21 protein-coding genes are annotated in these 25121 nt (G+C 73.2%); 11 read left to right on the plus strand and 10 right to left on the minus strand.

What is annotated here, in order from left to right:
- Positions 1–170 precede the first annotated feature (170 nt).
- The 3 genes from FB465_RS13590 (at position 171) to FB465_RS13600 (ending at position 1821) form a co-directional block, all read left to right on the plus strand.
- A complete protein-coding gene (locus FB465_RS13590) occupies positions 171–560 on the plus strand; it encodes a hypothetical protein (RefSeq protein ID WP_145790647.1) in 390 nt (129 codons plus the stop codon).
- A gap of 2 nt (positions 561–562) precedes the next feature.
- Positions 563–988 (plus strand): DUF2752 domain-containing protein, encoded by a 426-nt coding sequence (locus FB465_RS13595; RefSeq protein ID WP_211785777.1) that lies wholly within the window; start codon positions 563–565, stop codon positions 986–988.
- Between the two features lie 143 nt (positions 989–1131).
- Positions 1132–1821, plus strand: a complete 690-nt coding sequence (locus FB465_RS13600; protein WP_145790648.1) for an RDD family protein — start codon at positions 1132–1134, stop codon at positions 1819–1821.
- 72 nt (positions 1822–1893) lie between these two features.
- On the opposite strand, the gene purH is transcribed toward FB465_RS13600, so the two are convergent.
- Together purH and purN are read right to left on the minus strand one after the other, a co-directional pair.
- Complete coding sequence (gene purH / locus FB465_RS13605; protein ID WP_145790650.1) at positions 1894–3477, minus strand: bifunctional phosphoribosylaminoimidazolecarboxamide formyltransferase/IMP cyclohydrolase; 1584 nt, start codon at positions 3475–3477, stop codon at positions 1894–1896.
- A 66-nt stretch (positions 3478–3543) separates the two neighbouring features.
- Positions 3544–4215 (minus strand): phosphoribosylglycinamide formyltransferase, encoded by a 672-nt coding sequence (purN, locus tag FB465_RS13610; RefSeq protein WP_246192652.1) that lies wholly within the window; start codon positions 4213–4215, stop codon positions 3544–3546.
- Between the two features lie 392 nt (positions 4216–4607).
- On the opposite strand from purN, the gene FB465_RS13615 reads away from it, so the two are divergent.
- On the plus strand, positions 4608–5225 hold the full coding sequence (locus FB465_RS13615) for a hypothetical protein (protein WP_246192653.1): 618 nt from the start codon (positions 4608–4610) through the stop codon (positions 5223–5225).
- Positions 5226–5437: 212 nt separating this feature from the next.
- On the opposite strand, the gene FB465_RS13620 is transcribed toward FB465_RS13615, so the two are convergent.
- Positions 5438–6814, minus strand: coding sequence for a cell division protein PerM (locus FB465_RS13620; RefSeq protein WP_145790654.1), 1377 nt, complete (start codon positions 6812–6814; stop codon positions 5438–5440).
- 117 nt (positions 6815–6931) lie between these two features.
- Between FB465_RS13620 and FB465_RS13625 the strand changes: the two genes are divergently transcribed.
- Positions 6932–8140 (plus strand): sigma factor-like helix-turn-helix DNA-binding protein, encoded by a 1209-nt coding sequence (locus FB465_RS13625; RefSeq protein WP_145790656.1) that lies wholly within the window; start codon positions 6932–6934, stop codon positions 8138–8140.
- A 79-nt stretch (positions 8141–8219) separates the two neighbouring features.
- Here the strand turns inward: FB465_RS13625 and sucD are convergent, their stop codons facing one another.
- The 5 genes from sucD to FB465_RS13650 all read right to left on the minus strand — a co-directional run bounded on the left by sucD (position 8220) and on the right by FB465_RS13650 (position 15474).
- Positions 8220–9104 carry a succinate--CoA ligase subunit alpha gene (sucD, locus tag FB465_RS13630; RefSeq protein WP_145790658.1) on the minus strand — a complete coding sequence of 295 codons (885 nt, stop codon included), beginning with the start codon at positions 9102–9104 and terminating at the stop codon, positions 8220–8222.
- A gap of 17 nt (positions 9105–9121) precedes the next feature.
- On the minus strand, positions 9122–10297 hold the full coding sequence (sucC, locus tag FB465_RS13635) for an ADP-forming succinate--CoA ligase subunit beta (RefSeq protein WP_145790659.1): 1176 nt from the start codon (positions 10295–10297) through the stop codon (positions 9122–9124).
- 342 nt (positions 10298–10639) lie between these two features.
- A complete protein-coding gene (locus tag FB465_RS13640; RefSeq protein WP_246192654.1) occupies positions 10640–11887 on the minus strand; it encodes a VWA domain-containing protein in 1248 nt (415 codons plus the stop codon).
- A complete protein-coding gene (locus FB465_RS13645) occupies positions 11884–14310 on the minus strand; it encodes a DUF5682 family protein (protein WP_246192655.1) in 2427 nt (808 codons plus the stop codon). The genes FB465_RS13640 and FB465_RS13645 overlap by 4 nt, the downstream gene beginning before the upstream one ends.
- 33 nt (positions 14311–14343) lie before the next feature.
- Positions 14344–15474 (minus strand): ATP-binding protein, encoded by a 1131-nt coding sequence (locus tag FB465_RS13650; protein WP_145790661.1) that lies wholly within the window; start codon positions 15472–15474, stop codon positions 14344–14346.
- A gap of 235 nt (positions 15475–15709) precedes the next feature.
- On the opposite strand from FB465_RS13650, the gene FB465_RS13655 reads away from it, so the two are divergent.
- Positions 15710–17035 (plus strand): SWIM zinc finger family protein, encoded by a 1326-nt coding sequence (locus FB465_RS13655; protein WP_145790663.1) that lies wholly within the window; start codon positions 15710–15712, stop codon positions 17033–17035.
- An 82-nt stretch (positions 17036–17117) separates the two neighbouring features.
- Complete coding sequence (locus FB465_RS13660) at positions 17118–18695, plus strand: DUF5691 domain-containing protein (protein WP_145797335.1); 1578 nt, start codon at positions 17118–17120, stop codon at positions 18693–18695.
- 39 nt (positions 18696–18734) lie between these two features.
- Here the strand turns inward: FB465_RS13660 and icmB are convergent, their stop codons facing one another.
- Positions 18735–19142 (minus strand): coenzyme B12-dependent isobutyryl CoA mutase small subunit, encoded by a 408-nt coding sequence (gene icmB / locus FB465_RS13665; RefSeq protein WP_145790664.1) that lies wholly within the window; start codon positions 19140–19142, stop codon positions 18735–18737.
- A 218-nt stretch (positions 19143–19360) separates the two neighbouring features.
- Between icmB and FB465_RS13670 the strand changes: the two genes are divergently transcribed.
- From FB465_RS13670 to FB465_RS13685, 4 genes are all read left to right on the plus strand, one after another.
- Positions 19361–20167 carry an alpha/beta fold hydrolase gene (locus tag FB465_RS13670; protein ID WP_145790666.1) on the plus strand — a complete coding sequence of 269 codons (807 nt, stop codon included), beginning with the start codon at positions 19361–19363 and terminating at the stop codon, positions 20165–20167.
- 78 nt (positions 20168–20245) lie between these two features.
- Positions 20246–20962: a M23 family metallopeptidase gene (locus tag FB465_RS13675; protein ID WP_246192656.1), complete on the plus strand. Its 717-nt coding sequence runs from the start codon at positions 20246–20248 to the stop codon at positions 20960–20962.
- 129 nt (positions 20963–21091) lie between these two features.
- Positions 21092–21589 carry a SigE family RNA polymerase sigma factor gene (locus FB465_RS13680; protein WP_145790668.1) on the plus strand — a complete coding sequence of 166 codons (498 nt, stop codon included), beginning with the start codon at positions 21092–21094 and terminating at the stop codon, positions 21587–21589.
- Positions 21586–22419, plus strand: a complete 834-nt coding sequence (locus tag FB465_RS13685; protein ID WP_145790669.1) for a hypothetical protein — start codon at positions 21586–21588, stop codon at positions 22417–22419. The genes FB465_RS13680 and FB465_RS13685 overlap by 4 nt, the downstream gene beginning before the upstream one ends.
- A gap of 55 nt (positions 22420–22474) precedes the next feature.
- Here FB465_RS13685 and pcrA read toward each other — a convergent pair whose 3' ends face one another.
- Positions 22475–25042, minus strand: a complete 2568-nt coding sequence (gene pcrA / locus FB465_RS13690) for a DNA helicase PcrA (RefSeq protein WP_145790671.1) — start codon at positions 25040–25042, stop codon at positions 22475–22477.
- Positions 25043–25121: the final 79 nt, after the last annotated feature.

A 25121-nucleotide genomic window follows, 5' to 3' on the forward strand; every position in this document is an offset into this window, starting at 1 on the left:
CGGAACGTGGGGCCCGGGTTGCGGTTGCGCCACAGTTGTGTCCGTGTCATGGGCGCGGCTGGACACGGAGGGTACTGGCGCACAACGATATGGCTGAGCAATCTCTGCTCCCCGCTACCTGGTGACGGGCAGTCGGAGGCGAGTTCGGGGGAGACCCTCGGGGGAACACAGTGAGCAATCCGTACCAGACACCGCCGTCGGACCCGTACGGCGGTTACGGGCAGCCCCAGCAGCAACAGCCCTACGGCGCGCCGCAGTACCAGCAGCCCGGCTACGGCTACCCGCAGCAGCCGCAGCCGCAGTTCGTACCCAGCCAGGTGGCCGAGCCGAACTCGTACGCCACCGCATCGGTGGTGCTCGGCTTCATCGCCGTCCTGCTCTCCTGCTTCTACGGCGGCTTCCTCGGGCTGATCGGCCTGGGCATCGGCATCGCGGGGCTGAACAGGTCGTCCACCACGGGGCTCGGCCGCAATGCGGCGATCGGCGGGATCGCGCTCAACACCCTGGCCGTCCTGATCTCCATCGGCCTGGTCGTCCTCGTCCTGGTCGCCGCCAAGTAGCCGTGGCCATCACCGATGCGAGTTCCCTGACGGCCCGTTGGCGCCGCTCGGCCGACTCCGTCCCGGGTGCACTCATGCGGGTACTGCTGCGCGGCACCGGGGGCCTGGTGGCCGCGGTGGCGGTCGCCCAGCTGCACGACTCGCACGACCCCGGAGTGCTCTGCCTGCTGCGCCGTTTCACCGGAATACCGTGCCCCGGCTGTGGGAGCACCACGGTCTTCATCGAGGCGGGGCACGGCAATTGGGCGGCCGCGCTCGCCGCCAACCCGGTCACGGTGGTGGCCGCCGTCGGCCTGCTGGTCGCGCCGCTGGGCCCCGGCCGCTGGTGGTGGAAGCTGCCGAACGGCCGGCGGAACGCCCTGATCGGGGCCGCCTTAGCGGCCTCCTGGGTGTGGCAGCTGCACCGTCTCGGTATCTCCCGCCCCTGAATTGTGCGAATTCTGACGGGTATTGACGCCCCTCTTGTCAGCCCGTTCCGCTAATGTCCCACCCGGTCGGCATGCTCAACTGCCCGTCCGTCCCAGGATCTTCCTGCATTCCGTCCCATGTCCCATCCTGCCCGGAGGCATCGATGAGCTACCCGCCCGACCCGAACAACCCGTACGGCCAGCAGCCCCCGCCGCCGCCCGGCTACGGCTACCCGCAGCAGGCTCCGCCGCCCGCCCCGGGCTACGGCTACCCCCAGCAGGCCCCACCGCAGGCCCCCGGCTACGGCGCCCCGCAGGGTGGCGGCTACGGCATCCCGCAGCAGCCGGGCCCGTACGGCAACGCGGCGTACGTGCAGCAGTTCTACGCCGGCTGGGGTTCGCGCGTGGTCGCCCGGATCATCGACCAGTTCACCGTGTTCCTGATCCCGACGATCCTGCTCGGGATCGGCTACGGGAAGGTGACGGCCGACGCGGTGAACTCGATCAACTCGATCAACACCACGACCGGCACCTACTCCTCCACCCCCGCCCCCAGCGGCAGCTCGGGCATGGTGTTCTTCCTGATCGGCGGCGTGCTGCAGCTGTGCGCGGTGCTGCTCTTCACCTACCTGCAGGGTGTGAAGGGCCAGAGCCTGGGCCAGCGCGCGGTCAACATCCGTCTGGTGAGCGAGGCCACCGGCCAGCCCATCGGCTGGGGCATGGCCTTCGTCCGCCAGCTCTGCCACTTCCTGGACGGCCTGTGCTGCATCGGCTACCTGTGGCCGCTGTGGGACGCCAAGAAGCAGACCTTCGCCGACAAGATCATGAACACCGTGGTCGTCAAGTCGCAGTAGTTCTTCAGTAGTTGTAACGCCTGAGGGCCCGTACTCCGGATCTCCGGAGTACGGGCCCTCAGGCGTTCGTGCTCAGTGGAAGAAGTGGCGGGTACCGGTGAGGTACATCGTGACGCCGGCCGCGGCCGCGGCCGCGATCACCTCTTCGTCGCGCACCGAACCGCCCGGCTGCACGACGGCCTTGACACCGCCGTCGAGCAGCACCTGCAGGCCGTCCGCGAACGGGAAGAACGCGTCGGAAGCGGCGTACGCGCCCTTGGCCCGCTCGCCGGCCCGCTCGACCGCGAGCTTCGCCGAGTCGACCCGGTTGACCTGGCCCATGCCGACGCCGACCGAGGCACCGTCCTTGGCCAGCAGGATCGCGTTGGACTTGACGGCCCGGCAGGCCCGCCAGGCGAAGGCCAGCTCGGCCAGCTCGGCCTCCGACAGGGCGTCACCGGTGGCCAGCGTCCAGGTCGACGGGTCGTCGCCCTCGGCGTGGATCCGGTCGGTCTCCTGCAGCAGGACGCCGCCGGAGATCGGGCGGGCCTCCTTGACGTTGCAGGGGGCGTCGGGAGCGCGCAGCACCCGGATGTTCTTCTTACGGGCCAGCACCTCGACCGCGCCGTCCTCGTACGCCGGGGCCACGACGACCTCGGTGAAGATCGGGGCGATCTGCTCGGCCAGCTCGACGGTGACCGGGCGGTTGACGGCGATCACGCCGCCGAAGGCCGAGAGCGGGTCACAGGCGTGCGCCTTGCGGTGCGCCTCGGCGACGTCCGCGCCGGTGGCGATACCGCACGGGTTTGCGTGCTTGATGATCGCGACGGCCGGCTCGGCGTGGTCGTACGCGGCACGGCGGGCGGCGTCGGTGTCGACGTAGTTGTTGTACGACATCTCCTTGCCGTGCAGCTGCTCGGCGCCCGCGAGGCCGCCCGTGCCGTCGGTGTAGAGAGCGGCTCCCTGGTGCGGATTCTCGCCGTAGCGGAGCACGTTCTGGCGCTCGTAGGTGGCACCCAGGAAGGCCGGGAAGGCGTCCTCGGACTCGGTGTAGCCGGACTGCTCGAACCAGGAGGCCACGGCCACGTCGTAGGCGGCGGTGTGCGCGAAGGCCGCACCGGCCAGGCGCTTGCGGGTGAGCAGGTCGAAGCCGCCGGACCGGACGGCCTCGAGAACGTCGGCGTAGCGGGCCGGGTCGACGACCACGGCGACCGAGGGGTGGTTCTTGGCGGCGGCGCGGACCATCGACGGGCCGCCGATGTCGATCTGCTCGACGCACTCGTCCGGGGTGGCGCCCGAGGCGACGGTGGCCTTGAACGGGTAGAGGTTCACCACGACCAGGTCGAAGGGCTCGATGCCCAGCTCGGCCAGCTGCGCGCGGTGCGACTCGAGGCGCAGGTCGGCGAGCACGCCAGCGTGCACGCGGGGGTGCAGGGTCTTCACGCGCCCGTCGAGGCACTCGGGGAAGCCCGTGAGCTCGGAGACCTCGGTGACCGGGACCCCGGCGGCGGCGATCCGGCCGGCCGTGGAACCCGTGGAGACCAGCTCGACCCCGGCGGCGTGCAGGCCCTGGGCCAGCTCCTCCAGACCGGTCTTGTCGTACACGCTCACCAGCGCGCGACGGATCGGACGTACGTCCTCGGAGACGGGGGGCGTGGTGCTGGGGGCGGCGCTCATGCGACCCTCCTCGCTACGCTCGTCGGGGCGCAAGAGCGCCACGCGCGCCTTTCAATGATTCGCTCGCTACGCTCGCTCATGAGCCGGAATCCATACCTTTCGGTCTTCGATGCGGTGGCCTTCGCGGGCCAGCCGGCCCACGACCTCGACGAGCAGCTGGCGCTCGACAGTCTTGATGCGCTCGTGCAGCGCGTCGCCGCCATCGGCGTGGTCGGCGTCGGTGACCTCCACGACGCCCTGCGCGATGATCGGCCCGGTGTCCACGCCGGCGTCGACCAGGTGGACGGTGCAGCCGGTGACCTTGACCCCGTACGCGAGCGCGTCGGCGACGCCGTGGGCGCCGGGGAAGGCGGGCAGCAGAGCGGGGTGGGTGTTGACGATCCGGCCACCGAAGGTGGCGATGAACTCCGCGCCGAGGATCTTCATGAAGCCGGCCGTCACCACCAGGTCGGGCTCGTAGCCGGCCACGGCGGCGGTCAGCGCGCGGTCCCAGTCGGCACGGTCGGGGAAGTCCTTGACCCGGTGGACGAAGGTCGGGAGGCCCGCGCGCTCCGCGCGCTCCAGCCCGGCGATGCTCTCACGGTCGGCGCCCACGGCGATGATCTCGGCGCCGTACGCCGGATCGGCGGCGGCGTCGATCAGAGCCTGCAGATTGGTGCCGGAGCCCGAGACCAGGACCACCAGCCGGGCCGGTCCGGGGGTGCGGGGCGGGAACACTTGGGCGGGGGCGGCGGCCACTGCGCGATTCTCCGTAGGTCGTTGCGCCCGCTGGTACGTCCACCGTCGGTGGGGCCACTACGGGCGGCGGCAGGTCGAGCGGGTGGGACACGCGGGGAATCCCGCTGCGCTGCGGGCCCCGGGAACCGTGGTGAGCTGCTGACCGTCACCACGATAACGGCTGGTCGGAGGCGTTCCGTACCGGCCCGGCGGCGCTACGCGCGTAGTTGAGACCGGGATCTCGCCGGGCACGCCTCCCGTCGGACGGCCGGGCGCCGCACGGCGGCCTCCCGTCGGACGGCAGGGCGCCGCATGGCGCGCACGGGCCTGCGGGATCATTGAGGGCGCGGGGTGCCGGAGGGGCGTACCCGTAGCGGCGGCAGCCGCGTCGACGAGAAGGAATGGCCGACCCGATGAGCAGCGGCGACAACACCGGCGAGCGCAACCCCTTCGCGCCGCCGCCGGCGGATGCCCCCGATCAGCCGTGGCAGCCGCGCGCTCCGCAGCAGCCCCCGGCCGAGCAGCCCGAGGGCGAGGAGGACCAGCCCCAGGTGCCGCCGCCGCACCCGTGGAGCCCCGGCTACCGGGGCGGCTGGTCCGGCCCGCAGCAGCCGCAGCCCAAGTTCGACCCGAACGACCCGGTCCAGCGCCGCGCCCGGTACGCGCTGAGCGCGGGCATGGCCGGCCTCTTCTGCGTGGTGACCGACATCGCGTACGTCGCGCTGCTGCTCGGCGCGCTCGCCCTGTACTGGGGCGTCAGTGCGCTGCGGGCGCCGCGCCCGGCCGCCGCCGAGGGCGCCGCGCCCCCGGTCGGGCCGCAGCCGGTCCGGCCGCAGACACCCGCCGCCATCGGCGGGCTGGTCACGGGCGGTGTGACGGTGCTCGTCGTGCTCGGCTTCCTGGCCTTCAGCCTCTACTACAACGACTACGTGACCTGTGTGAGCGACGCCCTGACGGCGGAGGCGCAGCAGAGCTGCAGCGATCTCGGCCCGAAGTTCCTGGTCGGCCTCTACTCCGGCACGGGGCAGTAGGGGCGTCCGCCAACCGGTGAGGCAGCGGGCCAACCACAGGGGCGCGGGGAACTGCGCGAGGCGGTAGGGCACAGGCCGTTGCCTTCCGATCTCGCGCAGTTCTCCCCCAGCCTTCGGCCGGGAGGTGCCCCCACGCGCCCCTGGGATGCCCAATTCTGATCGGTTATGCGCCTCCTGGCGGAGCCCTGGCAGCGCGCGGCCGCTCGGGTCGATCAGTCCCGGCTGCGCCACCGGGCGAGGGGCGAGGGGAGGTCGGCCGCCCAGGTCAGGGTGCGGTGCAGGGCCGCGCGGGTACGGGCGGTCCGACGGTTCGTCAGGGCTGCGAGCTGTTCCCACCAGGAGGGCGTTCCGGCGCGGGTGAGCCACCAGCGGGTCAGCAGAGCGCCCGGTACGGTGACCGCCGCCAGCCAGCCGGCGGTCGCGAGCCCGGCCTGCCAGGGCACCGGGCCGAGCGCGGACATCCGGCCTGCCGCCAGCGCCCCACCGGCCAGCCAGGCGGCCGGTGCGGCCCCGGCGCCGGCCAGCAGTGAACTGCCGAGCGCCGCCAGGCAGGTCGCCGCCGGGTGCCACGCGGGCCGGCCCTCCGGTGCCGCCTGCTCCCCCATGGCCGCCCTGCCGAGCAGAAGGGCCGGCACCACGCCCGCCGCGGGCGGAAGTGCGCAGGCCAGCAGCTGCCACCCCACGCCGCTCGGCTCGGGCAGCAGGGCGAACAGCGGCAAGTCGGGCAGCGCCCCCAGCCGTGTCCCGGTCGGCGCGACCGCCGTGCCCGTGCCGACCGCGAAGCCGGGCCCGAGCGCGTACGCCGCCGCCCACAGGACGGCGTTGGGGAGCAGTACGGCGCAAGCCAGCAGCAGCCCCACGAAGCCCGCCGCACCACCGCCCAGAGCCTCGGCGGAGCGCCCGGCCGCGCCCGCCCCCAGCACCGCGGCGACAGCCAGCACCAGCCCGCCCGCCGCCACCAGAGCGAGCCCCCCGGCCCCGGCGGCACGCCGTACGACCGGGCCTGCGCCCACCGGCCTGGCCCAGTCGGGTACCTCGGGCACCCGCCCGGCGAAGCGGCCCAGCGGCAGCGGCCAGGGGCCGGTCGCCGACCAGAGGCCCGCGGCGAGCGAGGCGGCCGCCAGTGCGGCGACGGCGATCAGGTCGGGCAGCGGCCTGGCCCGCAGCACGCCTTCGGTCGCGCACTGGGCCACCGCAGCCGTCGCGACGGCCAGATAACCGGCGCACACGGCCACCGGCGCGCGCCAGTGGCGGTGCCCGCGCCGTCCGATCCGGGCTCCCGCGCGGTACAGCAGCACGGCGGTGAGCAGGGCGGGGAGCAGCGGTGTGACGGTCACCGGCGCTGCCGTCGCGCCCCTGGTGAGCGGCGCGCCGTGGCCCAGCAGCCAGAGGGAGCAGGCGACCCGGCCGGCTCCGGCGGCGGTGTCATCCGCGTACGGGGTGACCACCCAGAGGGCGAGCACCGGGACGGCGATCGCGGCGAAGGTGAACAGCGCCGCCCGTACGCCGGTGAGCAGGTCGGCGAGTACCGAGCGGGCGCCCAGTTCGCCCGGCAGGCCCAGGATCGGACGGCCCATCAGCTGCGTCATGGGCTTCATGCTCCCAAGATCACCCGTTGTGCCCCGTGAAGAGGCAAACCTTCGCCGTGTCCCGGATTATTTGTTTATGTGCATATTGCGACCCCGTTCCGGTGACCGGGTGCTGCAGTGACCGCACCCACCACGCCGAGTGCACCGGCCGTACCCGCAGCGGCGCGGACGCACCCCGGCGCCGCCCGGCTGCTCCGGCTGCTGACACCCCGTGAGGCCCGGGCCCTCGCCCGGCTCGCGGCGGGCGAGGACATCCCGGCCATCGCGGCGGCACTCGGCGTCGCACCCGGCACCGCCCGCGTCCACCTGCACCGGGCGATGCGGAAGCTGGGCGTACGCACCCGCGAGGAGGCCGTGGCGGTCGCGGCGGCGGCCTCGCCCGTACCGGAGGCCGTCACCGCACCGCGGCCCGCCACCTTCGAGGCGCTCTGCACCGCCGCTCACACCCGCCTGGTGCAGCAGACCTTTCTGCTCACCGCCTCCCGCCACCGCGCCGTGCACTCCGTACGCCTGGCGCTGTCGGCCGCGTCGCGCCGCTGGCGCGAGGTGTCCGCGCTGCCCGACCCGGAGGCCTGGGTCCGGGCGTACGCCTTCGAGACCGCGCTGGCCCCGTGGCATCGCGGCGGGCCCCGGCGAGCGCGGTCTCGGCAGCTGCCGCGCCGCCGGATCAAGGTCCGGCCGGCGGGCCAGGACCGGGAGCCGCGCCCGGGTCGCCTGAGGTCGCGCGACAAGTCCCTGCTCAAGGCCCTGCGGCGGCTCTCGCGCCGACGGCGCCGGGCGCTGGTCCTGCACGACTCCCTCGGCCTGTCGGCCGCCGAGGTGGCGGCGGAGATGGAGTCGAGCACGGCGGCGGCCGAGGGCCGGGTACGGGCGGGCCGGGCGGGGCTGGCCCGTTCGGTGCCGGAGCTGGTGGGGCCGGACCCGTGGGCGCCGGACTTCGGCGAGCGCCTCGGCGGTCTGCTGTACGAGGCGGCGGTGCAGCGCTGCCCGGCGCCGCGGCAGCCGTCTCCGCTGCTGCTGAAGGTGCGCGGCCGGGTGCGCTCCGGTCTGGTCACGGGGGCGGCCGCGCTGATGGTCCTGGTGATGGGAGCGGCGATCGTGAGCACCCTGGCGGGCAACGGCCCGTCGACTCTGTTCCGCCCGCCCGCGCCGGCACCGCCGCCGCTCTGCTCGGGGGTGCACACCGGCAGCGCGGGCCCGGCGGCGCCGGGGCTCCAGGCCGGCCTACGGAGCCCCTGGTGCGGCACCACCCCCGGGCATCCGGCCCAGCTGGTGGCGCCGCCTCCACCTCACGCGGCTCGCGGGGCGGCCACCGGGGGCCGCTGACGGCCGCGGTGCGGGGATCGAAGACGACGGAGGCGCCCCGGTCAGGACCGGGGCGCCTCCGTGCGGGTGCTGCAGCTGCTTACTTGCTGATCAGCTCACGCGCCAGGCGGGCGGTCTCGGACGGCGTCTTGCCGACCTTGACACCGGCGGCCTCGAGGGCCTCCTTCTTCGCCTGCGCGGTGCCCGAGGAGCCGGAGACGATGGCGCCGGCGTGGCCCATGGTCTTGCCCTCGGGGGCGGTGAAGCCCGCGACGTAGCCGACGACCGGCTTGGTGACGTGCTCGGCGATGTAGGCCGCGGCACGCTCCTCGGCGTCGCCGCCGATCTCACCGATCATGACGATGATCTTGGTCTCCGGGTCCGCCTCGAACGCCGCGAGGGCGTCGATGTGGGTGGTGCCGATGACCGGGTCGCCACCGATGCCCACGGCCGAGGAGAAGCCGAGGTCACGCAGCTCGTACATGAGCTGGTAGGTCAGGGTGCCCGACTTGGACACCAGACCGATCGGGCCGGTGGTGGTGATGTCCGCCGGGATGATGCCCGCGTTGGACTGTCCGGGGGAGATCAGGCCGGGGCAGTTCGGGCCGATGATCCGGGTCTTGTTGCCCTTCGAACCGGCGTACGCCCAGAAGGCGGCCGAGTCGTGGACCGGGACACCCTCGGTGATGACGACCGCGAGGCCGATCTCCGCGTCGATCGCCTCGACGACGGCGTCCTTGGTGAACTTCGGCGGCACGAAGATGACGGTGACATCGGCACCGGTCTCCTTCATGGCCTCGGCGACGGTGCCGAAGACGGGCACCTCGGTGCCGTCGACGTCAACCGTGGTGCCGGCCTTGCGCGGGTTCACGCCGCCGACGATCTGGGTGCCCGAGGCGAGCATGCGGCGGGTGTGCTTCATGCCCTCGGAGCCGGTCATGCCCTGGACGATGACCTTGCTGTCCTTGGTAAGGAAGATAGCCATGGTGTCAGTTCCCTTCCTTACTTGGCGTTGGCCAGCTCGGCGGCGCGCTCAGCGGCGCCGTCCATGGTGTCCACCTGCTCGACGAGCGGGTGGTTGGCGTCGGTCAGGATCTTGCGACCCAGCTCGGCGTTGTTGCCGTCGAGGCGGACGACGAGCGGCTTGGTGACCGCCTCGCCCTTCTCCTCGAGCAGCGCGAGCGCCTGCACGATGCCGTTGGCGACCGCGTCACACGCGGTGATGCCACCGAAGACGTTGACGAAGACCGACTTGACGTCGGTGTCGCCCAGGATGATCTCCAGGCCGTTCGCCATCACCTCGGCGGAGGCACCGCCACCGATGTCGAGGAAGTTGGCGGGCTTGACGCCACCGTGGTTCTCACCGGCGTAGGCGACCACGTCGAGGGTGCTCATGACGAGACCCGCGCCGTTGCCGATGATGCCGACCTCGCCCTCGAGCTTGACGTAGTTGAGGCCCTTGGCCTTCGCCGCCGCCTCGAGGGGGTTGGCCGCGGCCTTGTCCTCGAGCTCGGCGTGGTGCGGCTGACGGAACTCGGCGTTCTCGTCCAGGGAGACCTTGCCGTCGAGCGCGATGATCTTGCCGTCGCCGGACTTGATCAGCGGGTTGACCTCGACGAGGAGCGCGTCCTCGGCGATGAAGACCTTCCACAGCTTCTGCAGAACGTCGGCAACCTGGTCGGCGATGTCGGCCGGGAACTTCGCGGCGGCGACGATCTCGGCGGCCTTCTCGGGGGTGCAACCCTCGTTGGCGTCGACGGAGATCTTGGCCAGCGCGTCCGGGTTCTCCTCGGCGACGACCTCGATCTCCACGCCGCCCTCGACGCTGGCCATGGCCAGGAAGGTGCGGTTGGTGCGGTCCAGCAGGAAGGAGACGTAGTACTCCTCCTTGATGTCCGCAGTGCTGGCCAGCATCACCTTGTGAACGGTGTGGCCCTTGATGTCCATGCCGAGGATCGCGGCGGACTTGGCAACGGCGTCCTCGGGGTCCGAGGCGAGCTTGACGCCACCGGCCTTGCCTCGCCCACCGACCTTCACCTGGGCCTTGACGACTGCGCGGCCGCCGAAGCGCTCCGCGATCTCGCGTGCGGCTTCGGGGGTCTCGATGACCTCGCCGTCAAGCACGGGCACGCCGTGCTTGGCGAAGAGGTCCCTCGCCTGGTACTCGAACAGGTCCACGTGTGTTCGTCCTTGTTCGTGGTCGCGGATTGTGTCTCTACGAGCGTGCCACGGCAGGATCTTCGCTGCGGGTCGTCGGGGCTGAGCGGGTACGCAGATGTACGGCCTTGCGGCCCACACAGCCACGGGCGCACACGTCAATCAACACGCGCGTCACGTCCGTCTGGCAGGTTATCCCCGGACGGCGGGACTGTTTCGCCCAGGACCGCGTCGGCTTTGGTGAGAACCGTCACAACGGGTGCACTCGAGCGTGTCGCACCCCCTGCTCACCTGCGATGTGCCGTCGGTGTGAGGGTCCGGAGCGATTTCGCACGTCCGGGTGACCGCGCCTGCTTCCCCGGGCTACCCCTTCTCCTGCGGCACCGGCAGCGGACGCTTCTCGATCGCGGCGGCCATGATGTCGGGGAAGGCGTCCGGGGTGCAGGCGAAGGCCGGCGCGCCGAGTGCGGCCAGTGCGGCCGCGTGGGAGTGGTCGTACGCCGGGGCGCCCTCGTCGGAGAGCGCGAGCAGGGCGATGAACTGGACCCCCGCCGCCTTCATCGCCGCGACCCGCTTGAGCATCTCGTTCCGGATGCCGCCCTCGTAGAGGTCGCTGATCAGCACCACGATGGTCTCGGACGGCCGGGTGATCTTCGACTGGCAGTACGCCAGCGCACGGTTGATGTCGGTGCCGCCGCCGAGCTGCGTGGCGAACAGGACGTCCACCGGGTCGCTCAGCTGCTCGGTCAGGTCGACCACCGAGGTGTCGAAGACCACCAGGCGGGTGTCCAGGCTCTTCATCGAGGCCAGCACGGCCCCGAAGACGGCCGAGTGGACGACGGAGGGGGCCATCGAGCCGGACTGGTCGATGCAGAGGATGACGTCCTTCTTCACCGCTCGCTGGGCGCGGGCGTAGCCGATCAGACGCTCGGGGACGATCGTGCCCTGCCCGCTCGGCCCCGCCTCGGGCAGGTAGTTCTTGAGGTTGGCCCGGATGGTGCGGTCCCAGTCGATGTCGCGGTGGCGCGGGCGGTTCACCTTGGCGCTGCGGTCGAGCGCGCCGCCCAGGGTCGCGCGGGTGCGGTCGGCGAGCCGGCGCTCCAGCTCGGCGACCACCTTGCCGACCACCGCCCTGGCCGTCTCCCGGGTGGTCTCCGGCAGCGCGTGCTTGAGGGAGAGCAGCGTGCCGACCAGGTGGACGTCCGGCTCGACGGCCTCGAGCATCTCCGGCTCCAGGAGCAGGCGGTCCAGGCCGAGACGGGAGATCGCGTCCTGCTGCATCAGCTGGACCACGGAGGTCGGGAAGTACTCCCGGATGTCTCCCAGCCAGCGGGCCACCTGGGGAGCCGAGCCGCCCAGCCCGGCGCTGCGGGAGGCCGAGCGGCCGGCCGTGCCGTTGTCGCCCGCCCCCCGGTAGAGGGCGGCCAGTGCGCCGTCCATGGCGGCGTCCCGGCCGGTGAGCTTGCAGCCGGTGCCGTCCGCCTCGCCGCCGAGCACGAGCCGCCAGCGGCGCAGCCGCTCGGCGGCGGGGTCCGTTGCAGGGTCGGCGGCGGGGTCTGCGGCGGGACCGGCGGCCGCCGTGGAGGATGCCAGGCCCTGAGTGGTGGTCATGTGGCGCTCCTTCGGTCGGTCTGACGGGGGATTCGAGGCATCCTGGGGCCGCCGGCCGCGAGGACGGGCGTCGGCAGGCCGAGCAGCAGGGCGAGCGTGGGCAGGGCGGCGTCGGCGCGTACGGGGTCGATGTCGGTGGCCGAGGCCGCCGCGGGTGTGGCGGGGGTGCCCAGCGGGCCGGCCGCGACACGTTCGCCGACCGTGCGCCGGACGCCGGCCTCCAGGCCGGAGAACGTCCGCCGCAGCAGCGGCAGCACGTCGGTGAAGACCTCCCACGGCACGCCGGTCAGCCACTCGTCGAGCAGGCCGAGCAGCCGGGTGTCGTGGAGCAGCAGCGCACCGCCGCCGGAGAGGAAGCCCTCGACCCAGCCCGCGGCGTCCGCCGGAGCGTTGGCGGCCGAGAGGACGAGGCCCATCCGCCGCCCGGCCTCGTCGGAGTCGAGCCGGCCGTCGTCCAGCAGCAGCCGGACGGCACGGCCGCGCAGCAGCCCGGGGACGCCCGTGGCGGGGCCGGCCGAGGGCTCGCGCCGGGCGAGGGACTGCAGCGTCGCCACCCAGCGGCTTGCCAGCGAGTCGGGTGTGCCCGCGGTGTCCTGCTCCAACAGCCCGATCGCGGCGTGCACCCCGTCGACGTGGGCCCGCATGGCGGCGGCGCCCTCGGCGTCGAGGCCGGTGCAGGCGGGCGGAAGGCCGACGCAGATCCGCTCGGCGATGCCGCGGGCCACGCCGTCCAGCGCGCTGCTGTCGGTGCCGCGCACGTCTCCGTACCGCAGGGCGCGGACCAGGGCGGGCAGCGCCTCGGCGAGTTCGGCGACGTCGGTGTCCAGGGCCGCCCGGTCGGCGAGCGCCCGCATCACGGCGGGCAGGGCGGCGGGCAGCCCGGCGAGCAGGCAGCGCTCGACGAGCTTGGTCAGCTGGGCCAGCACCTCGGCCTTGGCCGCCTTCTCGACGGCCTTGCCCGTCGCCGCGTCCTCGACCGTGGTGCCCCACTGGGCGGCCTCGACGATCCGGACCGCGAACTCCGGCTCCCAGCGCAGGCGCCAGCTCTCCCGGAAGGTGCCGGTGGAGTTGACGGCGGACCGGCTCGGCCGGCCCCAGCCGATGCCGAGCAGCCGCAGACGCTGCAGCAGCAGCGAGCGGGCGGAGTCCAGCTCCTTGCGGAGGTCGAGATCGAGCTCGCGCTCCTCCGGGTCCGGCTTGAGGCGCAGACTGCGCTGGAGCCGGGCGAGGTCACGCTGGAGCGGCACGGCCGGCGCCGAGTCCGGGACCTCGCCGAGGGCGTCGCCGATCACCAGCCTGTCGTGCACCAGAGCGAGGGCGACGTCGGAGCCGTCGCACATGACGGACCGTACGGCGTCCAGCGTCTCGGTCAGCCCGGCGAGCGGACGGCCGCGCATCACCGCGAGCGTGCCGGCCAGCCGGACGGCCTCGATGACGTGGGCGGAGGAGACCGGGTGGTCCTCGGAGCGGAGCAGCTCGGCGACCCGGGTCATCCACCTCGCCAGCGGATCGGCGTCGGTGGTCACGTCGGTGCTGAACAGGTGGTGGTACCACCCGGGCGAGTCGATACCGGCGCCGTAACCGGTGTGCTGGGAGAGCCTGCGGTGCGTCCACGGCACCCAGGTGATCTCGGTCCTCAGCTTCTTGGGCAGCGTGGCGAGCAGCGCCCGGTCGTGGGCGACCGTCGGCATGGTCTGCAGGGCCGGGACGTGCCAGGCGCCGCAGACCACGGCGATCCGCCCGTGCCCGGCCCGGCGGGCGGCGCGGATCTGCTGGCGCATGTACGCCTCGCGCAGCTCGTCCCGGCGGCCGGTGGCGCCGTGCTCGCGCAGTGCCGTCATCGCCTCGGCGACGGCGGTGAACGGGGCGAGGGCGTCGGCGCCGGGCATGCGGTGCTCGATCACGTCCTCCCACCAGCGCTCGGCGTCATCGTGACCGGCGGCCTCGGCGAGGGCTCCGATCGGATCCTGGACCGACTCGCCTTCGGAGGAAGTGCCCCCCGGCACTCCCTCCTCCGGCGAGCCGGCCGGCGCGGGCGAGACGGCTTCCTCCGGCGAGTCGGCCGGAACGAGCGAGGCTGCCTCCTCCGGCGAAGCGGCCAGCGCGAAGGTGTGCGCCGCCGGCAGGTCGATGAAGTGCACGGGGATGTCCCGCTCCACCGCGTGCCGGACGGCCACCCACTCCGGGGAGAAGACCGCGAAGGGCCAGAACGCCGCCTTGGCCGGGTCGTCCACCGCGTGGGCGAGCAGCGCGACCGGCGGCACCATGTCCTTCTCGCCCGCCAGCGCGATGATCTGGTCGGCCTCGGGCGGGCCCTCGATCAGCACCACGTCCGGCCGCAGCTGCTCGAGTGCGGCGGCAACCGCCCGGGCCGAGCCCGGCCCGTGGTGGCGCACACCCAGCAGGGTCACCTCAGCGCTCATGGTGTGTCCTCCCCTCTTCCAGAGTCGGGTGTCTCAACGGGAGTTCTCGCGGGCGGCGCGGTAGAAGTCCTTCCAGCCGTCCCGCTCGCGGATCACGCCCTCGACGTACTCGCGCCAGACCACCTGGTCCGCGACCGGGTCGCGGAGCACGGCGCCGACGATGCCGGTGGTGACGTCCCCGGCGCGCAGCATGCCGTCGCCGAAGTGGGTGGCCAGGGCAAGGCCGTTGGTGACGACCGAGATGGCCTCGGCGGTGGAGAGCGTGCCGCTGGGCGTCTTCACCTTGGTCCGGCCGTCGGTGGTGATGCCGTCGCGCAGCTCGCGGAAGACGGTGACGACGCGGCGGATCTCCTCGGCGCCGCCCGGCAGTTCGGGCAGGTCGAGCGAGCGGCCGAGCTGGTTGACCCGGCGGGTGACGATGTCGACCTCCTCGTCCAGCGAGCCGGGCAGCGGCAGGACGACCGTGTTGAAGCGGCGGCGCAGCGCGCTGGAGAGCTCGTTGACACCGCGGTCGCGGTCGTTGGCGGTGGCGATCAGGTTGAAGCCGCGCACCGCCTGGGTCTCCGAGCCGAGCTCGGGGATCGGCAGGGTCTTCTCGGAGAGGATGGTGATCAGGCTGTCCTGGACGTCGGCCGGGATGCGGGTCAGCTCCTCGACCCGGGCGATCTTGCCGTCGGCCATCGCCCGCATGACCGGCGAGGGCACCAGGGCGTCCCGGCTGGGGCCGTGGGCGAGCAGCTGGGCGTAGTTCCACCCGTACCGGACGGCCTCCTCGGGGGTGCCGGCGGTGCCCTGGACGAGCAGGGTGGAGTCGCCGCTGATGGCGGCGGCCAGGTGCTCGGAGACCCAGGTCTTGGCGGTGCCCGGGACGCCGAGGAGCAGCAGCGCGCGGTCGGTGGCCAGTGTCGTGACGGCGACCTCGACGATCCGGCGCGGGCCGATGTACTTGGGTGTGATCACGGTGCCGTCGGGCAGCTCGCCCCCCAGCAGGTAGGTGGCCACGGCCCAGGGCGAGAGGGCCCAGCGCTCGGGGCGCGGCCGGTCGTCCTGGGCCGCGAGCGCGGTCAGCTCGGCGGCGAAGGCGTCCTCGGCGTGCTCGCGCAGAACCTCGCCCTTGTCGAGTACCTCGCTCTTGTCGAGAACTTCACTCGTCCGAGTGGTCATCAGGGGCTCCTTGGGGTCGGCCGCCGGGCAGAGCCGTGGCAGGGCCTCGGGGCGGCTTGGGATCGGTGGGAGCGTCGCGCGCAGACGTCGTACCAGCGGAAACAGGCCGGTCGTACATCCGTTCTCGGCCTGCGAGAACAACCATGCACCCCACCACTGACAACGCCGCTCCGCCGATGACCGGCCGTCAGTTCGCCCCGCTCGATTGTCAGTGCCCCCTCCTAGCGTCGTGGGCATGGAGGAACGCTGGAGCACCGAACACGTCCTGTCCCTGGCGCCCGACCCCGCGTCGCGCAAGGCGGCGGGCAAGCTGTCCGCCCCCGCACCCTGGTCGGAGGCCGGCTGGGGGCAGGGCGCGCTGTGGGGGCTGTGCAAGGGCAGCGGGAGCACGCCGTACCGGACGGTCATCGAGCTGGCCACACCCGCGTACAAGTGCAGCTGCCCCAGCCGGAAGTTCCCGTGCAAGCACGCGCTGGGCCTGCTCCTGCTGTGGAGCGCAGGCCCGGAGGCGGTGACGGAGGGGGCCGAGCCGCCCGAGTGGGTGGCCGAGTGGCTGAACGGCCGTCAGCAGGCGGTGGAGAAGGCCGCCGAGCGGCGCACGGCGAAGGCCGAGGCGCTCGCCGCCGACCCGGCCGCCGCCAGGCGGCGGGCCGAGAAGCGCTCGGCGCGGGTCGCGGCCGGTGCGCAGGAGCTACGGCTGCGGCTGGCCGACCGGGTCCGCCAAGGCCTGGCCGACCAAGGCTCGGTCGCGGGCGGCTGGGACGAGGTCGCGGCCCGGATGGTCGACGCCCAGGCGCCCGGCCTGGCCTCGCGGACAAGGGAGTTGAGCAGCGCGCCGCAGCAGGGCCTGCTGGCCGAGTACGCCCTGCTCCACCTGCTCGCGGGAGCGTACGGGCGGGTCGACGAGCTGCCCGAGCCGCTGGCCGCGACGGTCCGTTCGCGCGTCGGCTTCACCACCGACACCGCCGAGCTGCTGGCCGGCCCGACGGTACGGGACCGCTGGCAGGTGCTCGGCGCACGGGACACGGCCGACGAGCGGCTGACCACCCGCCGGATCTGGCTGCGCGGCGCCAAGACCGGCCGCCCCGCCGTGCTGCTCGCCTTCGGCAGGCCCGGCCAGGCGCCGGACCTGGCGTTGCCCACGGGCCGGCTGCTGGAGGCCGAGCTGGCCTTCCATCCGGGCGCACGCCCGCTGCGCGCCGTCCTGGGCACCCGCTACGGCGCACCGGAGTCAGGCCCGGCCCAGCCGCCCGCCGGGCTCTCCCCGGCCGAGGCGATGGCCGAGTACGGCGCGGCGGTCGCCGACGACCCGTGGCTGGAGTCCTGGCCCACGGTGCTCACCGGCGTGGTGCCCGTCCTCGGCCCGGAGGGCTGGCAGCTGACGGACGGACGGCACAGCGTCCCGGTCCGGCGCGGCGGCACCCCGGAGTCCGCCCTGTGGCGGCTGGCCGCCATCTCGGCCGGCCACCCGGTGACGCTCTTCGGCGAGTGCGGGCACGCGGGCTTCGTTCCCGTCACGGCCTGGGGCCAGGACGGTCGCCCGACGGGAGTCGCCCAGTGAACCGCCCCCGCCCGAGCCCCGGAGTCAGTCGAGTCCGCCGCATCCATCGGAGCGAAGGAGCCCAGCAGTGACCGTCCCCACGATGAGCGCCGACAGCTGGGAAGAGCTGCAGACCACCGCCCTGCTCGGCACCGACCGCCGCCCGCTGCCGCCCCCGAGCGGTACGCCCGCGCTGGTCGCCGCAGCCGAGGCCGTGGACCGTACCGATGCCGCCACCGCGCTGCTGGAGCTGGCCGCGCTCGAGACCGTCCGCCGCCGGGCCGGGGCGCGGGCCGCCGAGGCGGCCTGCCTGCCCGATCCGGCGGACACCGACACCCGCCCCGAGCTGCCGGAGGCCGCCGCGCGCCGGCTCGCCGTCCTGGTCGGCGGCCGCGCCGGCGTGGGAACGGTCGCCAACCTCGGCGAACTGCTCCCGCAGTGGCTCACCACCGCCCGCGAACGCGGCTACCGGGCTCCTGCGGCCCTCGTCCCGGTGCTGCTGGACACCGCCCGCGGCCGTAGCGAGCTGCGCGGCGACGTGGTGGCGCTGGCAGGGCCGCTCGGCCGCTGGCTGGCCGCGCAGAATCCGGACTGGCGCTTCGTCAGCCGTACGGCCGTAGAGACCACCGCTGCCGGGTCGGGCGATCGGATCTGGCACGAGGGCCTGTTCGCCGAGCGGGTCACCCATCTCACCAGACTCCGCCGCAGTGACCCTGCCGCCGCCCTCGAACTGCTCCGCAGCACCTGGGCCACCGAGCGCGCCGAGGACCGTCTGCTCTTCCTGGACGCCCTGCAGGACGGCCTCTCCCCCGACGACGAGCCCTTCCTCGAGGCCGCGCTCACCGACCGCAGCAAGAACGTCCGGGCGACGGCCGCCGAGCTGCTCTCCACCCTCCCCCGGTCCGCCCTGGCCGCCCGGATGGCGGAGCGCGCCCGCGCCGCCGTCCGCCTGGACGGAAGCCTCCCGGACGGCGGTCGACTGGCCGTCACCCCACCCACCGAGTGCGACGCCGCGATGCAGCGTGACGGCGTACCACCCAAGTCGCCCACCGGCCGGGGCGAGCGGGCGTGGTGGTTCGGCGAGATCGTTGCGGCCGCGCCGCTGAACCTCTGGACGGACGACACCGGGCTCACCCCCGAGCAGCTGCTCCGGCTGCCGGTGACCGACAGTGCTTCCACCGAGGGCGCGGCCGACTGGGCCGACGACCTGCGCGAGGGCTGGGCTCGCGCCGCGGTACGACAGCGCGACGCCGACTGGGCCCGGGCATTGCTCGGCCCGGCGCCGCGCCCCGGCCGGCCGGACCGGACGGCGGGCGCGCCCGCCAAACTGCTCTCCGTCCTGCCGCCAGCCGAGCGGGCGGTCTGGACGGCCGCCTTCATCCAGGCCCACGGGCTGGGCGAGGCCTTCCAGTTGCTGGGCGCCTGCGCCACGCCGTGGACCCCGCCGTTGAGCACGGCCGTGGTGGCGGCGCTGGAGCGGGCCGCCCGGACCGGGGCGTACCCGTGGAGCCACAGCGGGGTGCTGGGCATGACGGAGCGGGCACTCGCGCCCGAGACGGCCCCGGCCGTGGAGGCCCTGGCGGCCGGAGCGGCGCCGGACACCGCCTGGGCGGACACCTTCACCCGGCTGGCCGGGACGCTGCGGTTCCGGGCGGCGATGCTGGCCGAACTCGAGGTGTAGAGCCGAGGGCGGAGCCCAGAGCGGCTCCGCCCTCAGCGGTCAGCCCGCGGCGCGCAGGTTGGCCTCGACCCAGGCCACCACGTCCCGGGTCGGGGTGCCCGGGGTGAAGATGTCGGCGACGCCGATCCGCTTGAGCTCGGCGATGTCCTCGTCCGGGATGATCCCTCCGCAGAAGACCTTGATGTCCGCCGCGTCCCGCTCCTTGAGCAGCTCGATCACCCGCGCGCAGAGCGTCATGTGGGCGCCCGAGAGGATCGAGAGGCCGATGCCGTCCGCATCCTCCTGGATCGCGGTGTCGACGACCTGCTCCGGCGTCTGGTGCAGACCGGTGTAGATGACCTCCATACCGGCGTCGCGAAGCGCCCGTGCGATCACCTTGGCGCCACGGTCGTGACCGTCCAGCCCCGGCTTGGCGACCACCACGCGGATCGGCCCTGACACACCCATGACTGCCTCCTGGACCACGTCGTCCACCACACCGGCCGATCTGCTCGGACACGCGCGCGGTTAACCACCGATAACTGACCTGAGGGGAGGGTAGCGCACCCCGCTCGGTTGGCCGTTTCGCCCGTCAGGAGGAGGGGAAAATCACAGCACCACCCATCTGCCACCCCGGTGCCGCCCGGCATCGGGGCCCCCGCGCCACCCTGCCGGGGAGTAGCCGCATGACCATCCCGTTCCAGCGGACCGCCGACACGGTCCGCGGCGCGGGCGCGGAGGCCGCCGCCCTCGCCAATCACCTGATCCGTTACCCCACCGGCATCCCGCCCGAGCGGCATCGCCGTCCCTGCCCTCCCCACCCCGTCCCGCAATCCGCCCCCGGTGCCGGCGCCGCCGACCTGCGGCACCACGGCCCGGTCCTGCTGCTGCACGGGTTCATCGACAACCGCGCCGTCTTCACCCCGCTGCGCCGCTCGCTGCACCGGCACGGCTGGACGCATCTGCACGCCCTCAACCACAGCCCGCTGACCAGGGACGTCCGTGCCGCGGCCGTCCTGCTCGGCCGGCACGTCGAGTGGGCGCGGCAGGCGCACGAGGGGCCGGTCGCGCTGGTCGGTCACAGCCTGGGCGGGCTGATCGCCCGCTACTACGTCCAACGCCTCGGCGGGGACGCACTGGTGGACACCGTGATCACGCTGGCCACCCCGCACGAGGGCACCACGGCCGCACTGCTGCCCAACCCCTTCCCGATCACCCGTCAACTGCGCCCCGGCAGCGACCTGCTGGCGGAGCTGCGGCTGCCCGCGCCGCGCTGCCGTACGCGTTTCACCGCCCTGCGGGGCGAGCTGGACGAGCTGGTCCTGCCGGGCCGCCACGCCTGGCTGCGCCACCCGGACCTGACCGTCGACAACCTGCTCGTCCCGGGCACAGGCCACGTCGGCCTGCCCGCGCACCCTCGGGCCGTCGAGCTCGTACGGCAGGCGCTCGAGGTGCGGGAGACCGGATTCCTGACGGAGCGCCACGCCTGCTGAGATGCGCACTTTGTCCGCGCTCGGGCGCAAGGACTACAGTCTCGGCTGTTTTCTCCCGTTTCCGAGGAGGCGGCAGTCTTGACACCCACCCCCCGTGCCGCTGCCCGTGCCGAGCGCCGCGATCGCAGCCGGGCCGCCACCCGTTCGGCGGTCCTGACCGTGGCCCTGCCCTCGATGGCCACCCTGGGCGTGTTCGCGGCGGTGGCCGCGCACACCACGCACCCGCCGCTGCCCCGCCAGGCGACACCCCCGCCGCCTGCCCGTCCGGTGCCCACCGGCCCGCTGAGTTCCCTGCCACGCGGCGTCGAGGAGTTCGCCGACCGGGCGGGCCGCGCGCAGACCCGGATCGACCTGGCGAAACGTCAGCAGGCCGACCGGCGCAGACAGGAGAACGCGCGTCCCAAGGTCGTCCTGCCGGTCACCGACCACGGCCTCAGCGCCACCTTCGGCGAGGCGGGCACCCACTGGTCGGCCCGCCACACCGGCATCGACTTCCCCGTCCCCAGGGGCACCCAGGTGCACGCCGTCACCGACGGCACCGTGGGCACCCGGTGGAACCCCGCCTACGGCTACATGGCGTCCGTCACCGCCCCCGACGGCACCCAGACCTGGTACTGCCACCTCGGCTCCTACCGCATCCGCAAGGGTCAGGTCCACGCCGGGGACGTCATCGCGTACTCCGGAAACAGCGGCAACAGCACCGGCCCGCACCTGCACTTCGAGGTCCGCCCGGCCGGCGCCGAGCCGATCGACCCACTGCCCTGGCTGCTCGCCCACGGCCTCGACCCACGCTGACCCGACTCTCCGCTCAGGGCGTCCGCAGGTGTGAGGCGCCGGGCCGACCACAGGGGCGCCTGCCGACGGAGCCTCATCTCTGACAACCATTCATCACCGCTGCCGCGTTGTGCCGGTGTGAGTCGATCAATGGAAGACGCCGACTACGCAGCCTTCGTCGAGGCGGCCTGGCACCGGCACCTGCGCACCGCGACGCTGCTCACCGGCGACCGCCACCGAGCGGAGGAGCTGCTCCAGGACTGCCTGGTGAAGCTCTACGTGCGCTGGCGGCGGGTGGCAGCCGGGGATCCCCACGCCTACCTGCGGCGGATGCTGGCCAATGGCAACGTCAGCTGGTGGCGCAGACGCCGCCGCGAGCTGCTCACCCCGGACGCGCCCGACGCGATAGACCGGCGCGCCGACCCGTCCGGCACGCCGCACGAACCGCACGAGGAGCTGCGTCGCGCGCTGCTCGCCCTGCCCCGCCACCAGCGCACGGTGGTCGTCCTGCGGTACGTCGAGGATCTGACCGAGAAGGACACCGCGGCCGTCCTGGGCTGCTCGGTCGGCACCGTCAAGAGTCAGAACGCCAGGGCGATGGCGCGCCTGCGCACCGCCCTGCGAGAGAGTCAGGAGGTCACCCTGTGACCGAGGAGCAGGACCGACTGCCCGAAGCGATCCGGACGCTGGCCGACCGCTGGCCCACACTCGGCCTGGTACCGGTCGCCGAACTGCTGCATCGCGGACGCCGCGCCCGCCGGGCCCGCGCACTGCTCCGGGGTGCGATCGGCGCGGGAACGCTCGCGCTGGCCGTCGCCGTGGCCGTCACGGTGGCCCCCGCCGAACCGGCAGGCGGGCCCACCGTCCTGGCCCCCGCGGCGTCCACGACAGCCGAACCGCACACCGGCTACCGGATCTCGCTGAGCTACACCATCGAGGAGGAGGGCCACCGCAACCGGGACTACGTGGAGAGGTTCCAGGGTGCCGCCGACCCGACCACCCGTCGGGGCTACCTGGTCTCGGACAGGGGCGCGACCGAATGCCGGTTCATCGACGGCGACGAGTACGTCCGACCCGACAACCGTGGATGGCGCTCGGGAAACCCGCCCATCGGTCCGCGCGGCACCCTGCCGATGAACAGGCTGGTGACGGTGGAGCCCCAGGACCTCCTGGTCGAGCTGCGCGGTCTCGGAAATGTCACCCGCACCGCAGGCCCGGGCGACAGTGAGACCTACACCTTCTCGTACGTCTCCAAGGGTTCCCCGTACACCGGCGAGCCCAAGGAGGGCGGCAACACCGTCACCGGCAGCGTCGCCCTCGTCCAGGGCAGGTACCGGACGATCACCATCCAGACCGTTCTCGTCGGCCCGGAACCCGGGACCGCCGACCCGAACCCGATCACCCGCAGGTCGGTGATCGAGTTCTCCGATTACGGCATTGCGGTGCCCGTCGAACGGCCCGCGGTCACGCCGAAGTGAGGCGCGGCCCGGTCCCTCCCGTGCAGGGGGCGGGAGGGGCCGGGCCGACGGACCGTCAGAGCTTCTCGACCGGCGCGTACCGCAGCAGCAGCTGCTTGCGCCCCGACGCCCCGAAGTCGACCGTCGCCTGCGCCTTGTCGCCGACGCCCGAAGTGGCCACCACCGTGCCCAGGCCGAAGCTGTCGTGCGTCACGCGGTCGCCGACCGCCAGCGAGACCACGTCGCGCTCGACCACCCTGCGGGCCGACTGGCCCCACCCGGACTTCGGCGCTGCCGCAGACCGGGAGGACCCGGAGGAGGACGCCGAGAACCCCGAGGACCCCGCGTACCCGCGCGAGGCCGGCACCGCCGCCGAGCCCGTCCGCTTCCACTCCACCAGCGTGTCCGGGATCTCCTCCAGGAAGCGCGAGGCCGGGTTGTAGGAGGGCTGGCCCCAGGCGCTGCGCAGCACCGAGCGGGTCAGGTAGAGCCGCTGCCGGGCGCGGGTCAGGCCGACGTAGGCGAGGCGGCGCTCCTCCTCCAGCTCCTTGACCTGGTTGAGCGCCCGCATGTGCGGGAAGATCCCGTCCTCCATGCCGGTCAGGAAGACGACCGGGAACTCCAGACCCTTCGCGGTGTGCAGGGTCATCATCGTGATGACACCGGCGCCGTCCTCGTCGTCCGGGATCTGGTCGGAGTCGGCGACCAGCGCGACCCGCTCCAGGAAGTCCGCCAGCGAGCCGACCGGCGGGGTGCCGTCGCCCTCCTCCGACTCCGGGCGCTCGCCCGGGTCCTGCTCGTACTCGAGCGCGACCGACGCGAGCTCCTGGAGGTTCTCCACCCGGGTCTCGTCCTGCGGGTCGGTGGACGCCTGGAGTTCCGCCAGGTACCCCGTCTCCTCCAGCACGGCCTCCAGCACGGCGGCCGGGCCCGCGCCCGACTCGACGACCTGCCGCAGCCCGGCCATCAGGTCGTTGAACTTCCGCACCGCGTTGGCCGAGCGCGCGGCCATCCCGTACGCCTCGTCCACCCGCACCAGCGCCTGGGCGAAGCTGATCCGCTCGCGCGAGGCCAGCGCATCGATCATCGCCTCCGCGCGGTCGCCGATGCCGCGCTTGGGCACGTTGAGGATCCGGCGCAGCGGCACGGTGTCCTCCGGGTTGGACAGCACCCGCAGGTACGCGAGGACGTCGCGGACCTCCTTGCGCTCGTAGAAGCGCACCCCGCCGACCACCTTGTACGGCAGGCCGACCCGGATGAACACCTCCTCGAACACGCGGGACTGGGCGTTGGTCCGGTAGAAGATCGCCACATCGCCCGGGCGCGCGTCACCCGCGTCCGTGAGCCGGTCGATCTCGTCGGCGATGAACTGGGCCTCGCCGTGCTCGTCGTCCGCGACGTAGCCGATGACCTTCTCGCCGTGCTCGCCGGCCGTCCAGAGCTTCTTCTCGCGGCGGCTGGTGTTGCGCTCGATGACCGCGTTGGCGGCGCTGAGGATGGTCTGGGTGGAGCGGTAGTTCTGCTCCAGCAGGATCGTCATGGCGTCCGGGTAGTCCTCCTCGAACTGGAGGATGTTGCGGATCGTCGCGCCACGGAAGGCGTAGATCGACTGGTCCGCGTCACCGACCACGCACAGCTCGGCGGGCGGCACCTCGGCCAGCCGGCCGGCCGCCGGGTTGACGAAGTCGCCGTCCACCGTGCGCTTGGGGGCCTGGGCGACCGCGCCGCCGCTGAGCTCGCGCACCAGCATGTACTGGGCGTGGTTGGTGTCCTGGTACTCGTCCACCAGGATGTGCCGGAACCGCCGCCGGTAGTGCTCCGCCACGTCCGGGAAGGCCTGCAGCAGGTTCACCGTGGTCATGATGATGTCGTCGAAGTCCAGGGCGTTGGCCTCGCGCAGGCGCCGCTGGTAGAGGAAGTACGCCTCGGCGAGCTTCTTCTCCATCGGGTTGGCGGCCTGGTCGGCGTACGTCTCCTCGTCGATCAGCTCGTTCTTGAGGTTGCTGATCTTCGCGGTGAAGGACTTCGGCGGGAACTGCTTCGGGTCGAGGTCCAGATCCCGGCAGACCAGCGCCATCAGGCGCTGCGAGTCGGCCGAGTCGTAGATCGAGAAGCTGGACGTGAAGCCCAGCAGCTTGCTCTCCCGCCGCAGGATGCGCACGCACGCGCTGTGGAAGGTCGACACCCACATCGCGCGGGCGCGCGGGCCGACCAGGCTCTCGACGCGCTCGCGCATCTCGCCGGCGGCCTTGTTGGTGAAGGTGATCGCCAGGATCTCGCCCGGCTGCACCCCACGCGCGCCCAGCAGGTACGCGATCCGGTGGGTCAGCACCCGGGTCTTGCCCGAGCCCGCGCCGGCCACGATCAGCAGCGGGGAGCCGGCATGCAGCACGGCCTCGCGCTGCGGCTCGTTCATGCCCTCCAGCAGCTGCGCCGGGTCGACGACCGTACGGGCTGCGCCGTTGCGGTGCCAGGCGTCGTGCTCGGTGGCGGCGGCGTAGTCCGTCTGAAAGAGATCATCCGGGATGGCCTCCTCGTACGGGGGCTCCTCGTATAGCGGGGGCTCGTCGGCGGGCGGCTGCTGCGACCCGGCCGAGGGGAGCTCGAAGCCGGGGAGCGGGAGGTCGTCAAAGAGGCTAGTCATGGCCCTTCGAGTCTATGGCCCGCCACCGACAGCCCCGGGGCCGATCGAACCGATCGCCTGATCGGTCACATCCGGTCGA

This window comes from Kitasatospora atroaurantiaca, assembly GCF_007828955.1.
Classification (GTDB): Bacteria; Actinomycetota; Actinomycetes; order Streptomycetales; family Streptomycetaceae; genus Kitasatospora; species Kitasatospora atroaurantiaca.